Source organism: Corynebacterium sp. HMSC29G08 (assembly GCF_001806875.1).
GTDB lineage: Bacteria > Actinomycetota > Actinomycetes > Mycobacteriales > Mycobacteriaceae > Corynebacterium.
Genome location: NZ_KV786268.1, coordinates 1 through 13284, shown reverse-complemented (window position 1 = coordinate 13284; position 13284 = coordinate 1). Strand labels below are relative to the sequence as shown.

General features: G+C 61.8%; 12 protein-coding genes. 7 read left to right on the top strand and 5 right to left on the bottom strand.

Annotation, left to right across the window (positions count from 1 at the left end):
- Positions 1-72: 72 nt before the first annotated feature.
- Both HMPREF3101_RS09485 and HMPREF3101_RS09480 read right to left on the bottom strand, forming a co-directional pair.
- Positions 73-1581 carry a mannitol dehydrogenase family protein gene (locus tag HMPREF3101_RS09485; RefSeq protein ID WP_070464850.1) on the bottom strand — a complete coding sequence of 503 codons (1509 nt, stop codon included), beginning with the start codon at positions 1579-1581 and terminating at the stop codon, positions 73-75.
- Positions 1582-1591: 10 nt separating this feature from the next.
- On the bottom strand, positions 1592-2926 hold the full coding sequence (locus HMPREF3101_RS09480) for an RbtT/DalT/CsbX family MFS transporter (RefSeq protein ID WP_070464847.1): 1335 nt from the start codon (positions 2924-2926) through the stop codon (positions 1592-1594).
- Between the two features lie 267 nt (positions 2927-3193).
- Here HMPREF3101_RS09480 and HMPREF3101_RS09475 point away from each other — a divergent pair, with 267 nt between their 5' ends.
- Genes HMPREF3101_RS09475 through catC form a run of 4 tightly spaced genes read left to right on the top strand, consistent with a single transcriptional unit; the run spans position 3194 to position 7405 of the window.
- A complete protein-coding gene (locus tag HMPREF3101_RS09475) occupies positions 3194-4009 on the top strand; it encodes a DeoR/GlpR family DNA-binding transcription regulator (RefSeq protein ID WP_070464844.1) in 816 nt (271 codons plus the stop codon).
- 8 nt (positions 4010-4017) lie between these two features.
- On the top strand, positions 4018-5412 hold the full coding sequence (xylB, locus tag HMPREF3101_RS09470; RefSeq protein ID WP_070464841.1) for a xylulokinase: 1395 nt from the start codon (positions 4018-4020) through the stop codon (positions 5410-5412).
- Between the two features lie 21 nt (positions 5413-5433).
- Positions 5434-7083: a helix-turn-helix transcriptional regulator gene (locus tag HMPREF3101_RS09465; RefSeq protein ID WP_070464838.1), complete on the top strand. Its 1650-nt coding sequence runs from the start codon at positions 5434-5436 to the stop codon at positions 7081-7083.
- Between the two features lie 31 nt (positions 7084-7114).
- Positions 7115-7405, top strand: coding sequence for a muconolactone Delta-isomerase (gene catC / locus HMPREF3101_RS09460; RefSeq protein WP_070464836.1), 291 nt, complete (start codon positions 7115-7117; stop codon positions 7403-7405).
- 10 nt (positions 7406-7415) lie between these two features.
- Here the strand turns inward: catC and HMPREF3101_RS09455 are convergent, their stop codons facing one another.
- A complete protein-coding gene (locus HMPREF3101_RS09455; protein ID WP_070464833.1) occupies positions 7416-8054 on the bottom strand; it encodes a 3-oxoacid CoA-transferase subunit B in 639 nt (212 codons plus the stop codon).
- The gene (locus HMPREF3101_RS09450) at positions 8054-8797 is read right to left on the bottom strand and encodes a CoA transferase subunit A (protein ID WP_070464830.1); all 744 of its coding nucleotides are present in this window, start codon (positions 8795-8797) and stop codon (positions 8054-8056) included. The genes HMPREF3101_RS09455 and HMPREF3101_RS09450 overlap by 1 nt, the downstream gene beginning before the upstream one ends.
- Positions 8798-8871: 74 nt before the next feature.
- Between HMPREF3101_RS09450 and HMPREF3101_RS09445 the strand changes: the two genes are divergently transcribed.
- Genes HMPREF3101_RS09445 through HMPREF3101_RS09435 form a run of 3 tightly spaced genes read left to right on the top strand, consistent with a single transcriptional unit; the run spans position 8872 to position 11157 of the window.
- Entirely contained in the window at positions 8872-9645 is a 774-nt protein-coding gene (locus HMPREF3101_RS09445) for an IclR family transcriptional regulator domain-containing protein (RefSeq protein ID WP_070464828.1), read from the top strand.
- Between the two features lie 8 nt (positions 9646-9653).
- Complete coding sequence (locus HMPREF3101_RS09440; RefSeq protein ID WP_246816723.1) at positions 9654-10865, top strand: acetyl-CoA C-acetyltransferase; 1212 nt, start codon at positions 9654-9656, stop codon at positions 10863-10865.
- A gap of 10 nt (positions 10866-10875) precedes the next feature.
- Positions 10876-11157, top strand: a complete 282-nt coding sequence (locus tag HMPREF3101_RS09435; RefSeq protein WP_070464821.1) for a hypothetical protein — start codon at positions 10876-10878, stop codon at positions 11155-11157.
- Here the strand turns inward: HMPREF3101_RS09435 and HMPREF3101_RS09430 are convergent.
- Complete coding sequence (locus tag HMPREF3101_RS09430; RefSeq protein WP_070464818.1) at positions 11154-12755, bottom strand: cation:proton antiporter; 1602 nt, start codon at positions 12753-12755, stop codon at positions 11154-11156. The two genes, HMPREF3101_RS09435 and HMPREF3101_RS09430, sit on opposite strands and share 4 nt — an antisense overlap.
- Between the last annotated feature and the right edge of the window lie 529 nt (positions 12756-13284).

Sequence of the window (13284 nt, the reverse complement as noted above, 5' to 3'; positions counted from 1 at the left end):
TAGATGGGAGTAATCACGTCGAATCCGATCCCTGGATGAGTAGGTAATGGCCCTGAGACACAGGGCAGGCACTTACCCCAGCTCAGACAGCAACGCGTCCAGCGTCGCCTCCGCGCCAACCTCGTGCAGCGACTTCAGCACACGCGCGTAGGGCTCGGTGAAGCGCTCGTCATCAACCAGGTCGCCGAAGACCTCGCGGTCACGGAGGAAGGCAAGGATGTCCTCGCGGTTGCTATGCGCGGTTTCCTGCAGGCGATCCGCCATGCGGTCGACCACCTTGATCGGGTTGCCCTGCTCGTCCACACCTTCTGCATATCGGGCCCAAGAGGCGACGATTGCGGCGGAGAGCGTCACAGGCGCGGCACCCGATCCGAGGTTTTCGCGCACGACAGGGAGCAGCCACTTCGGGATGCGGTCGGAGGACTCCGCGCAGAGGCGGGCGACGGTGTCCTTGACCGCGGCGTTGCCGAAGCGGTCGATGAGCTGGTGGCGGTAGGCGTCGAGGTCCACACCCGGCAGTGGCCGCAGCGACGGGGTACCCTCGCGCTCCATGTAGGCGAGCAGGAAGTCGCGGAAGCGCTTGTCTGCCATCACGTCGTGCACCAGCTCGTGGCCGGCGAGGTGCCCGAAGTAGCACAGGCCCTGGTGGGAGGCGTTGAGCAAGCGCAGCTTCATCAGCTCGTACGGCACCACGTCCTGCACAAGCTCGACGCCTACCTTGTCGTAGTCGGGGCGACCGGCCACAAAGTTGTCCTCTAGGACCCACTGGGTGAAGTCCTCGCAGACCACCGGCCACTCGTCGACGTAATTGAACTTCTCGGTAATGTCGGCGCGGTCTCCGTCGGTGGTCTCCGGAGTGATGCGGTCAACCATGGAGTTGGGGAAGGCAACGTTGGCCTCAACCCATGCGGCCAGTTCCGGCGAGACAGCGTCTGCGAACGCGTGGAACATGCGCTGCGCCATATGGCCGTTGCCCTGGATGTTGTCGCAGGACATGATGGTAAACGGGCGGGTGCCGCGCTCCTTGCGGGTAAGGATCGCCGCGGTGATGAGCCCGTAGAAGGTGGTCAGTGACGCGAGTTCACCACGCTTAAGCGCCTCGATGTCGGCTACAATGTGCGGGTTCTTGAGGTCAAATTCGCCGCGGACGTGGTCGAAGTTGTAGCCGCCTTCGGTGACGGTGAGCGAGACGATCTTGATCTGTTCGTCCGCAAGCGTCTCGACGGCTGCCTTCGGGTCATCGGGGGCAAACACGTAGTCCACGATGGAGCCGACTACTCGGGAGTGCTCGGAACCATCGGGTGCCTTCTCAGTGACGGTATAGAGGCAGTCCTGGGTTTTGAGGGCGTCGCGCATGCGGGCGTCGCCAGGCATGACGCCCATGCCGACGATGCCCCAGTCGGCATTCAGCCCGAGCTCGAGAAGCTTGTCCAGGTAGAGCGCCTGGTGTGCGCGGTGGAAGCCGCCCACACCGAAGTGGACAATGCCGGGGGTAAGCGCCGAGCGGTCGTAGCTCGGCACAGCAACGTCGGTGGTTTCGGCGATCTGCTGCAGGCTGTCGTTGGAGAGGTGGAGAGTCATGATTTCTTCCTTAGGCAAGAGAGGTAGTTGTGGGTGCAACGGTTTCATCGGAGTGCGGTACTCCGTCAAAGCCTGGCTGGGTGCCCTTGAGCTGGGTGCCCATCCACGCGGCGATGAGGAACAGTCCGCAGAAGATGAGGATGAGGCCGGTGGCGCCGACCAGCGGGTAGAACACGGCGACGAGCAGCGGGCCGGCTGCGACTGCGCCGCCGATGCCCAGGTTGTATGCGGCCATGGCTGCGCCCGGGCGCTCCGGGTTGAGTGAGACGGCGATGGGGGAAAGCGGCACGAACCCTGCCAGCGCGATGCCCAGCAGGCATGCGGCAACGAGTGAGAGGCCGAAGCCGACACCATCGGGCAGGCCTGCGTCAACCGAGAGCATTGGGACGAAGTACACGAGTGCAAGCGCGATGCAGCAGGAAATGGCGCCGGCCCACACGACCGTCTTGGACCAGCCGATCTTGTCGCCGACGATGCCGAAGAGCGGGTTGAATGGCAGGTTGACCAGGTAGATCACCGTGGTCATGATGAGGAACCACTCGAGCGGCCAGTCCAGGCGTTCGGAGAAGTACGCCGGGAAGAACACGGCCATCGCGTAGGTGGGGATGGAGTTGATGGTGCGCATGGCGGCAACGTAGACCGCGCGCTTGTCGTGGGCCAGCAGGCGGAAGGACTCGCCGAGCGTTTCCTTGATGTCCTCGGGGTTGTCCACCAATGGCTTGCGACCGCGAGCCTCTTTCACGCCGACGAAGGCGATCACCGCTCCGATGACGACGAGCGCCAGCGAGATCCACAGCGTTTGGTAGAAGGAGAGGTTCAGCACTCCGAGCGAGATCGTGGCTACGAGTGCGCCGAGTGTAGGCAAGCCTGCGGAGAACCCGACATAGAACCAGCCGGTGCCCGCCCCGCGGTGCTCGGGCGTGGACACTGCGGTAATCCAGACGAGGAAGGCGTATGCGAACAGCGGGTAGCCCAACCCGCGCAGCCCGTAGAGCGTGAAAATGAGGAACTTGCTGCTCATGGGTAGTGCCACGGTGAGCAGCAGGATTTCCAGAACGACCCAGATCACCGCGCCGAGGATCATCACCTTGCGCGGGCCCCACAGGTCGGACAGTGCCGCGGCCGAGAAGGCTGCGATAGCGACGCTCACGCCATAGACGGTGACGAGTGTGCCGACGAGCGAGACGTTAAAACCGTGCTCGCCCGACAGGAAGGGTTCGAGGATGTTGGTTTCAACACCGTCGCCGATCATGAAGATCGTGAGACCGATAAAGCCCCAGAGCAACGGTTTGGGGAAGCCGAGTCGCTCTGCCCAATCCTTTGGAGGTGATGGCTGAGTGTTCAAGGTGTACTCCAGCGAGAAGTTGAGAAACGATTGTTGCTTGTCACAATAATCGAGCTTGGTGTGACTGAACCAACAACCAACACCGACTTCACAAAATATACAACATTCTGTGACATATTTTGCCGGGAACTCGCCCTTTATAGGGGTCTACCCCACATATTTACAACAATTTATAACACGCAGATGTTAGATTGTCTTCAACACAGACGGTCTGCACCACTAGAATTGGGTGGAACACCCGAGCCCGATCCACCACGGAAGTACACAATGAGCCAAAGAACCCTCAGGCACGCGGCGCTGTTGAATGAGCTGCGCACACACGGTGATTTACGCACCGTCGAGTTAGCTGATCGACTTGGCGTAAGCGCAATGACCGTCCACCGCGACCTCCGCGCGCTTGGGGACGCCGGAAAGGTCGAGCTTTTCCGCGGCGGTGCACGGGCAAGAGACCATGAATTCCGTGAGCGCGATGTAGCGATCCGCCGCGCTACCAACACCGAGGTCAAACAGGCCCTAGCCACAAAAGCTGCATCGCTCATCGAGCCGGGCATGGTCGTCGCGCTCGATGACTCCACCACAGTCGGGGCGATGATCGACGCGGTGCTCAAGGCACAGCCCGCAGGCCTGATCACCCATTCGCTGGTAATTCTGCAGCACGTCGCGTACACCGCACAGGCTCAGGATGAGCTGGTGCTGACCGCACTGGGCGGGCGGTACGTCCCCGCCACGGACTCCTTCCTCGGCGTCTCCACGTGCCGGGCGATGGAGACGCTCACCGCTTCGATGTCTTTCGTCTCCACCACCGCGATTCACGGCGATGCGCTGTGCCACCCCGACGAGGACGCCGCCGTGACCAAGACTGAGCTGATCCGGCTCGGCCAGCGCAAGGTGCTGGTGGCGGATTCCTCGAAGTTCGCGGTCGAGGGGATGCATTTCGTCGCTCGGCTCTCTACGTTTGATGACATTGTCATCGACCAGCACACGAACGCGGAGCAAAGCCGACTCCTCGAGCAATCGGGGGCGCGGCTACACGTCGTTGAGACACAGCAACCAGCACTGCCCACCGCCCTCGCAAGCAGCTAGGAGTACTCATGTCACTCGTACTTGGAATTGACTCTTCCACCCAGTCGACAAAGGCACTGCTTGTCGACGCCTCCTCCGGCGAAATCCTCGACCAACGCCGCGCAGCCCACCCCACCGGCACCCAGGTCGACCCGACCGCGTGGCTGGACGCGATGCAGGAAATGACCGCGGAGCTTTTACCTCGCGCAGAGGCCGTAGCCGTAGGCGGGCAACAGCACGGCATGATCGCGCTAGACAGCAGCGACCAGGTCGTGCGCAACGCCATGCTGTGGAACGACACCTCTTCCGCACCGCAGGCGCTCGAGCTTATCGACGAGCTCGGCGGGCCCGAAGCCTCTGCCGAAAAGCTCGGCAGCGTGCTCGTCGCCTCGTTTACCGGCACAAAGCTGCGGTGGATGCGTGATAACGAGCCGGACAACGCCAAGCGCACCGCGTCCGTTTGTCTGCCGCACGACTACCTCACCTGGCATTTGGGCGGCTGCGAGCAGTTGACCACGGACCACGGAGACGCCTCCGGCACCGGCTACTACTCCACCCGCGATCGGGTTTTCCTCCCCGAGCTCGCCGAGCAGTACCTCGGCTCTCCGCTCACGCTACCGCGCATAGCCGAGCCCAGCGAGGTCGTCGGCACCACCGCCCACGGCGCAAAGATCGCCGCAGGCACCGGCGACAACATGGCGGCCGCTTTGGGCATGAACCTGCAGCCCGGCGACGTCTGCGTTTCCATCGGCACCTCCGGTGTGGCGAGCGCTGTATCTACCAAGAGCGTCCACGATGCGAGTGGGGGAGTGACCGGTTTTTGCGACGCCACCGGCAACTACCTGCCTCTGGCCTGCACCCTCAACGGCGCGAAGGTACTCGACTTCGCCGCGAACATGCTGGGCGTGAACCACCAGCAACTCGCTGAGCTTGCGCTCGCCGGCACGCCCGGCGCGAACGGTGTGACACTCTTGCCATACCTGGACGGGGAGCGCACCCCGAACCGCCCCAACGCGAAGGGGCAGTTCTACGGCATCACCACGACCACCAGCCGCGAGGACATCGCGCGCGCTGTGGTGGAGGGCCTGCTGTGCTCCATGCGCGACGCGGTTGAGGCGCTGCAGCGAGCGACTGGTGTGAACACCGAGCACATCCTGCTCATCGGCGGCGGTGCGAAAAGCAAGGCAGTACGGAAGATCGCCCCGACGATCTTCGGTGTTCCGGTTGTGGTGCCCACCTCGTCAGAGTTCGTAGCACTCGGTGCGGCGCGACAGGCTGCATGGGCACTGTCTGGGGAGCCGACTCCGCCCGAGTGGCAGCTCGGCAACCTCCGCACCTACGAAGGGCAAGAGAGCACCGACGCCGTTGGTCGTTACAAGGTCCTGCGAGACTTTGCCGAAGGACTGGAGAAGCAAATCCACTAGCCAAGGCAAAACCGCGGTGACATGGACGCCGCAACATTCCACTGGGCGATGGGGCGAACAGCCACGAGGTCTGAAGCATGCGAGGCGCTGCTGCAACGTGCTACTGGTCTTGCCAACGCGGGTCAATGGGAGGCCGCAGCGCGCTTCCACCTCCTTTCGGCGTCCATTGCATCGACTGTGGAAGAGGAGCAGCAGAGCAACCTTCGCGCAGTTGAGTCGCTTATCTCTGCCTCTGACATCAGGCAGGCGAAGCTCCATGCCTCAAACTTGGCGTCCTCGCTCAGTAACCCGCGCATCGATTCCATGCGTGCGTACCTGGCAATCCATGAGGGCCGGCAAAGCACCGCCGATCAACTTCTTCATCGCGCTTGGGCAACGGAAGCAGATCCGAAGGCACGAACCGATGTAGCTGTCCGACGCGCCATGTTTCATCTGCATGAGTGGCAGCTAGATGACGTCCTTGCGTGGGACGCGCGAGCACGCAGAGAAAACGGTGGTGCACCTGCAGCGGATAGCTACTACCAAGCGCAGCTTGCAGAGAGCGCGCTCAGCGGCCGCGTCGCCCCCTTTGAGCCACTACCCGATGAGCACCATGTCCTGGCATTTCGGCGGGAAATGATGCTGGGCTGGCTTTCCCTAGTTCATGACAACCCCTCGGAGACACGCCAGCGGCTCCAGTTCACCACCCGCATTGAGGGCTCCCACCGGATTTCGCTGTGGATGGACGTCTGGCTCGCACGGGCGATCCTGCTGTTAGGGGAACCATTGGCTGCGCTTCGCGTGGTGGAGCGCGGCTTAAACCGCGTCGAGCAGTTCGGGTTGACGTTTCTCACCGGCCCACTGGTGTGGACGGGCTGCGCCGCTGCATCTATCTTGGGAGATCAAGCTCTGGCCCGAAACTACAGTCAGCGAGCAGGGCTGATTTACGACGCTTCGACGATCCAACGCATCACATCCCTCATGGCCCAAATGGACACCGCCGTGTTATTGGGAGACGTCAGCGCTGGTGTACGTGCCGGCAAACAGCTAGCGATCCTGCAGGAGAAGATCGATTTTTCACAGCCAGGGTTCTGGCCGTGGGAGGACACGTATGCGAGGCTCCTGCTTGCATCGGGCTACACCAAGACCGCTGAGAAGGTTGTGGAGGTAGCTGAGGAGCGAAGCGCATCCGGCAGTATCGCCTCGGCCCGTGCACGCATCGCCGGACCAAAGGCGCACCTGCTCATCGAGCGCGGCGATGTTAGCGCAGGGCTGACCGTTCTTGATAACGCCGTGGAGATGCTGCGGCCATTGCAACTGCCCTGTTACGAGGCTCGATTGTTGTTGAATATGGGGCAGGTGCTGCGTCGCGTCGGTAAGCGAAAGCACGCCGACGATGTGCTTGCACAGGCTGGTGACCTGTTCTCAGCGATGGGGGCTGGCGACTTCCTAGCCATGGCGAACCGTGAGCGGCGAGCCAGTGGCCTGGGCCAGCAATCACCGCAGTTTGCCGGGCTGACCCCGCAAGAAGAGGAGATCGCGCAGGCGGTGGCAGCCGGGGCAACCAACCGTGAGGTTGCGGATGAGTTCTACCTGTCTACAAAGACGGTGGAATACCACCTGACCCGCGTATACAGGAAGCTAGGCATTCGCTCCCGAGGCGAGCTGCCACGCGCCTTGGCCAACAAGTAGTTCTCAAGCAATCAACCGAAAGGAAAACACCATGTTGTTTCTTGCCCGTATGGACGTGACGTTCCCGGAGTCCCTGACCCCTGAGCAGGTCGCTGACTTCCAGGCAGCGGAAAAGCAATACTCCGGGGACCTGCAGCGCAAGGGAACCATGAAGGGCATCTGGCGCGTGGTTGGCGAGTACGCCAACTACTCCATTTATGACGTTGCTGATAACGACGAGCTGCACCGCGTCCTGTCTGGTTTCCCCATGTACCCGTACATGAAGATCAAGGTAACCCCGCTTGCGGATCACCCCAACACGACGGACGCGGTGGCGTACTAAAACCGGCGTATCAAACCGCTACCTCAAACGGTGCTTCGGTTGCTTCGCGGACAGACTCAACGGTCTCGCCCGGGGCAACCTCTACAAGGGTTAGGCCCTTCTTCTGATCAACCGCAAACACCGCCAGGTTGGTAATGATCACATCGACGCACTTTGCGCCAGTGAGCGGCAAGCGGCACTCATTGAGCACCTTGGAGTTGCCATGCTTGTTCACGTGCTCCATGAGTAGGATGACCTTCTTTGCACCGTGAACCAGGTCCATGGCGCCGCCCATGCCCTTGACCATCTTGCCCGGGATCATCCAGTTGGCAAGATCACCAAACTGGGACACTTCCATCGCGCCGAGCACTGCAACGTCGATTGCGCGGGAGCGGATCATGCCGAAGGACGCCGAGGAGCTGAAGAAGGAACCGCCCGGCGCAACCGTGATGGTTTCCTTGCCGGCGTTGATCAGCTCCGGATCAACGGCGTCTTCCTTCGGGTATGGGCCGACGCCAAGGATGCCGTTTTCGGAGTGCAGCACTACCTCAATGTCCTCGGGCAAGTATCCCGGGATCAACGTTGGCATACCAATACCAAGGTTGACGTACTGGCCGTTTTCCAGTTCTTGTGCAGCGCGCGCTGCCATTTCGTGCCTAGACCAAGCCATTATTCGCTCACCGTCCTGAACTCAATACCAGTCTCCTGCGGGCCTACGTTGACCACACGGTCCACGTAGATGCCGGGCAGGTTGACCTCTGCTGCGGGGATTTCGTCTACTACTTCTTCTGCCTGCACGATCGTGATCTTGGCGCTCACGGCTGCATCCGGGTTGAAATTCTGCGCAGTCTTGGAAAACACCAGGTTGCCGTAACGGTCCGCCTTTGCCGCGTGGACGAATGCGAAGTCCGGAGTCAGGGCGGTCTCCATCACGTACTGCTCACCGTTAAACTCGCGCAGCTCCTTCGGTTTGGAGTACTCGGCGATGGTGCCGTCCGGGTTGTAGCGGGTCGGGATTTCGCCGGTGGCCAGTGGTGTGCCAACACCTGCCTTGGTGTAGAACGCCGGGATACCCGCGCCGCCGGCGCGCATGCGCTCAGCCAGGGTGCCCTGCGGGGTGAACTCCACAGTCAGCTCGCCCTCCAGGTACTGGCGTGCGTATTCCTTGTTGGTGCCCAGGTAGGAACCAATGGAACGCGAGATGCGCTTGTCCTGCAGGAGGAGGCCGAGACCGAAGCCGTCGGTGCCCAGGTTGTTGGAAATGATTGTGAGGTCGCGGGCGCCTTGGGCACGTAATGCGTCGATAAGCCGGGCGGGGATACCCACCAGCCCGAAGCCACCGACTGCAATCGATGCACCGTCTTGAATATCAGCGACCGCTTCCTCCGCTGAAGAAACCACCTTGTTGATCATGCGGCCATCCTAACCCCAGTTCGCCTGTTGCACAAGGGTTCACAAAGTGAACTTGATGAGGTAGGCTCACATTCATGAAAGAGAGTGACGTACAACTCGTCCAAAGCTTGAGCCGCGGACTAGCGGTTATCCGCGCCTTCGACGGCACTCGCCCACGCCAGACACTCGCCCAAGTAGCTGAGGTCACTGGCCTCCCGCGGGCAACCACCCGCCGCTTCCTGCACACCTTGGTTGCAGAGGGCTTCGCGCGTACCGACGGCACCGTGTTCTGGCTCACCCCCAAAACCCTGGAGCTGGGCTACTCCTACCTCTCCAGCCTGGGGTTGCCCGCGATCGCCCAGCCGCACCTAGAAGCGCTGTCGCACCTACTCAATGAGTCGTGCTCCACCTCCGTACTGGACGGCACCGACGTGGTGTACGTGGCGCGTGCGGCGGCGAACCGGATCATGAGCGTGAACATCACCATAGGCACGCGCTTCCCGGCGCACGCCACGTCCATGGGGCGGATGCTGCTGTCCGGCTTAAGTCAGCGGGAGCTGGATGCGTACTTGGCTGGTGTGACGCTGAAACACCTCACGCCGCGCACCATCACCAACAGGGACGAGCTTCAAGCAGCAATCCACAAGGCTGCCGAGCAGGGCTACTGCATCGTGGATGAGGAGCTAGAGCTTGGTCTTCGCTCGGTGGCCTGCCCGATAACTAACGCCCACGGTGAGATGGTTGCTGCGGTCAACGTTTCGGCGCACGTTGCGGCGTATTCGGTTGAGCAACTGAAAGACACGCTCTTGCCACCACTGAAGGAAACAGCGACCGCCATTTCCAACGACATTATTAGGACAAAGAAATGAGGAACACCATGTCTGACATTGTTATTTGTAACCCGAAGCGCACCGCCGTGGGCCGCTACGGCGGCGCATTCGTCGGCGTCCCGGTCCAGGAGTTGGCCTCCACCGTGGTCAAGGCAGTGATCGAAGAAGCCGGTATCTCCGGCGCCAATATTGATGACATTATCTTTGGCCAGGCCTCCCCCAACGGCGCTGCACCCGCACTGGGCCGCATCGTCGCATTGGACGCTGAGCTGGGCATCGAGGTTCCGGGCATGCAGCTGGATCGCCGTTGCGGCTCCGGCCTGCAGGCGATCACCACCGCGGCTGCGCACATCGCCTCGGGTGCGGCAGACCTGATCATTGCCGGTGGTGCCGAATCCATGTCGAACACTGAGTACACCGTTGACGGCAGGATCCGTTGGGGCGCCAAGGGCGGCTCGATGGAGCTGACGGACCGCCTGCAGGAAGGCCGCGAGAAAGCCGGCGGTAAGCACCACCCGATCGCCGGCGGCATGATCGAAACCGCAGAGAACCTGCGCGAGGAGTACACGATCACCCGTGAGCGCCAAGACAAGGTTGCGGCTGAGTCCCACCGTCGTGCAGCAGCAGCCCAGGAGGCTGGTGACTTTGACGCTGAGATCGTGCCGGTGTCCGTCCCGCAGCGCAAGGGCGACCCGATCATTGTGGACAAGGATGAGCACATCCGCCCTAATACCACCGTGGAGTCCCTGGCCAAGTTGCGTCCGGTAATGGGCAAGAAGCTTGAGAGCGCCACCGTAACCGCCGGCAACGCGTCCGGCCAGAACGACGGCGCGGCAGCCATGATCGTGACCACCCGCGAGAAGGCAGAGGAGCTGGGCCTGACCCCGATGGCGGTGCTGCGCGGCTGGGCCGTCGCAGGCGTTGCACCTGAGACCATGGGCATCGGCCCCGTGTCCGCAACCAAGAAGGTCTTCGACCGCGAGGGCCTGACCTTTGATGACATTGACCTGATTGAGCTCAACGAAGCCTTCGCCGCCCAAGCACTGGCCGTGCTGGACGCTTGGGGCATTTCCGAGGACGACCCGCGTGTCAACCCAGTCGGCTCCGGCATCTCCCTTGGCCACCCGGTTGGCGCCACCGGCGCCCGCATGTTGGTCACCGCGGCGCACCGCATGCAGCGTACGGACGCCAAGCGTGCTCTGATCACCATGTGCATCGGCGGCGGCCAGGGCTTGGCTGCGGTGATTGAAAAGGCGTAGTCTCGCCACCATGCAGAATTCTGGGAGGGACTACGCCATCGGCGTCGCGCTGATCGTGCTCTGCGCAGCGGCGGTTGTGTTTCTAAGCGGCACCACCGCCGTGTTCATCGCAATCGCCGGTGCTATCGGCGGCGCGATCTTCATTATCAAAGGTGTGCAGGCCAGTAACCAGGCCGGCGACCAGCCTGACATTCAGCCCGGCATTCAGCCCGGCGGCTACGACCCGCTGAACACTGACATCCCGGATTCCGGTGTGGATTGGGACGCCGAGTTCAAGCGCAACTGGGGCTAGCGCTGCTCGCGCTCCATTTTGATGACCTGGCTGGGGCGCGCCAGCACGCTTCGCTTCGTACCAAGGATCACGCGATCCAGATCCGCTTGGACCGCATCAACATCTGCCGGGTCGTACCGGCGCTCCCTGCGCGCTTTGTGCAGCTCACGACTTGCGGCTTTGAGCGCAACTCTCTGCATCTCACGGGCGCTTTCGCGGGCACGTTCAAAGGTGGCCATGCGCTCGTCGGTGGTCTCGGAATCCAGGAGGCGTTTGTCCGCGATGGATTCCAGCCAGTCCTGCACCATGGCGTAAGCCTCCGTCGCGTACTCCTGCCCGTGCTCACGCACTGCCCGGCGCGCCGCGGCGTAGGCCCGTTGGTTCAGCTCCTCGTACACCCGGTCTGCATCGGGCGCTTTTCGCAGGTCAAGCCTCCCGACGAGCCACGGCAACATCAACCCCGGCACCACCATCGTGCACGTCAATACTGTCAACGCGATAACGGAAAGCTCGTGGTGGTACTCGGTGGCTGAGGGCGGAATCGCCAGCACCAGCGCCAGGGTGACCAAGCCGCGCATGCCGGACCACGCCATCAGCAGTACTTCCTGTAGTCGAAGCGGGGCAATGCGGGTGCGTCCTTTGCGTTGATTGAGTTTGTACAGCACCCACATCCAAACCAAGCGCACTGCAAACGCAACGATGGAGAGCACCACGCCAACTTTTACTGCTGGCCAGATGGACGTACCTGCGTCATCAATAGCGTCGCGAACACTCATGCCGATCAGGCCGAAGGCAACACCGGTGAACAGCAGCTCCACGGTGGCCCAGAAGGAGTGACCGGTCAGACGATCCTCCGCGGTCATGGTGGAGCGTGATGACAATTCCACCGCGGCAATCACAATCGCAATCACGCCTGAAGCGTGGATTGCTTCGCACCCTGCGTAGATGGCAAACGGCAACACCCAGGTAAACGCGGTACGAATCACCGAATCTGGAACGGAGTTAGCAAACAACGCGGCCAACCTGCCCACAATCAAACCCACCACCACAGCAACCGCAGCGGCGTAGAGGAACTCGAAGAAGCCTTTGGTGAAGTTCACTTCGCCGTGCGCAACCACTGCGGCCATGGCCATGTTGAAGGTGACGATGGAGGCGGCGTCGTTAAACAAGCCCTCTGTCTGCAACGTTCCGGTAATGCGTTTCGGGATACCGGCGGGTCCTGCGACCGCTTCCACAGCCACCGGGTCTGGCGGGGCGATCGCAGCGGCGATCACCATCGCGGCGGCCAAGCTCAACCCTGGCAGGATCCACATCGCCGTTGCCGTGAGCGCCGCGATGGTGAGAAACACCAAAATCACGCTCATGGTCAGCACCACGTTCAGCTGCGACGCAATCTGCCCCCAGCTTGTGCGCCTCGCCAGCGACCACAACAAGGGCGGCAGGAAGATCGGCAAGATCAGGTGCGGGGGGATAGACACCGTGTCAATGCCCGGGATGAAAATAAACGGCACGACGACAATGGTCAGAAGCGCTGGCCAGGGGATGCCGGTGCGCTCACCAATCGCAGCAACGAAAACGGTGGCTAGTAGCAGCCCGATCAGCGCGATAAATGTTCCCACACCGGAATATCTTAGAATGCGTGCTTGCCGCGGCCCCGAACGCCGTTGAAGTTTTCTGCACTGTCTTGGCTCGCGGGGAGGTGATGAAGATCGCCCTTTGCATTGTTGCCTGTGGGTTTGGGTTTGGGGTTGTGGTGGAGGTATATCCGCACGGCAGCAGCTGCCTCTGGGGCTACCGCAGTCTAGGTGTGGGCCGAGCAGCACGGGCCGAAAAGGCTGCAGCTGGTCGGGCTTATTTAAGCGTAAGCCCGCAATCTTTTCGACGGCAACCAACGTAGCCTTGATCTGCCGGTTGGTCTCGGTGGTTCATACAGGCAGGGTGATGCCCCAATCCCGGTTAGCTCACAGCGCGCCGGTCTAGGATCACGGACGCTTCGTTGCGAGCAAACAGTTGTAGGCAAATGGGCTCCGTCTCCCCGTCCGGATGGGCATGGACGCTCGTGTGCTGTGCGGATGGTTAGGGCTCGTTCCGGTGGAACCTTGAACCCTCGGAACATATGTGAATTCCATGTGAGTATGTGTGGCGGTG

What these genes read in the sequence shown, in the direction of transcription:
- HMPREF3101_RS09455 (WP_070464833.1), bottom strand. Translation starts at nt 8,054, where the DNA reads ATGGCTTGGTCTAGGCACGAAATGGCAGCGCGCGCTGCACAAGAACTG.
- HMPREF3101_RS09465 (WP_070464838.1), top strand. Translation starts at nt 5,434, where the DNA reads ATGGACGCCGCAACATTCCACTGGGCGATGGGGCGAACAGCCACGAGG.
- HMPREF3101_RS09440 (WP_246816723.1), top strand. Translation starts at nt 9,654, where the DNA reads ATGTCTGACATTGTTATTTGTAACCCGAAGCGCACCGCCGTGGGCCGC.
- HMPREF3101_RS09435 (WP_070464821.1), top strand. Translation starts at nt 10,876, where the DNA reads ATGCAGAATTCTGGGAGGGACTACGCCATCGGCGTCGCGCTGATCGTG.
- catC (WP_070464836.1), top strand. Translation starts at nt 7,115, where the DNA reads ATGTTGTTTCTTGCCCGTATGGACGTGACGTTCCCGGAGTCCCTGACC.
- HMPREF3101_RS09450 (WP_070464830.1), bottom strand. Translation starts at nt 8,797, where the DNA reads ATGATCAACAAGGTGGTTTCTTCAGCGGAGGAAGCGGTCGCTGATATT.
- HMPREF3101_RS09485 (WP_070464850.1), bottom strand. Translation starts at nt 1,581, where the DNA reads ATGACTCTCCACCTCTCCAACGACAGCCTGCAGCAGATCGCCGAAACC.
- HMPREF3101_RS09475 (WP_070464844.1), top strand. Translation starts at nt 3,194, where the DNA reads ATGAGCCAAAGAACCCTCAGGCACGCGGCGCTGTTGAATGAGCTGCGC.
- HMPREF3101_RS09445 (WP_070464828.1), top strand. Translation starts at nt 8,872, where the DNA reads ATGAAAGAGAGTGACGTACAACTCGTCCAAAGCTTGAGCCGCGGACTA.
- xylB (WP_070464841.1), top strand. Translation starts at nt 4,018, where the DNA reads ATGTCACTCGTACTTGGAATTGACTCTTCCACCCAGTCGACAAAGGCA.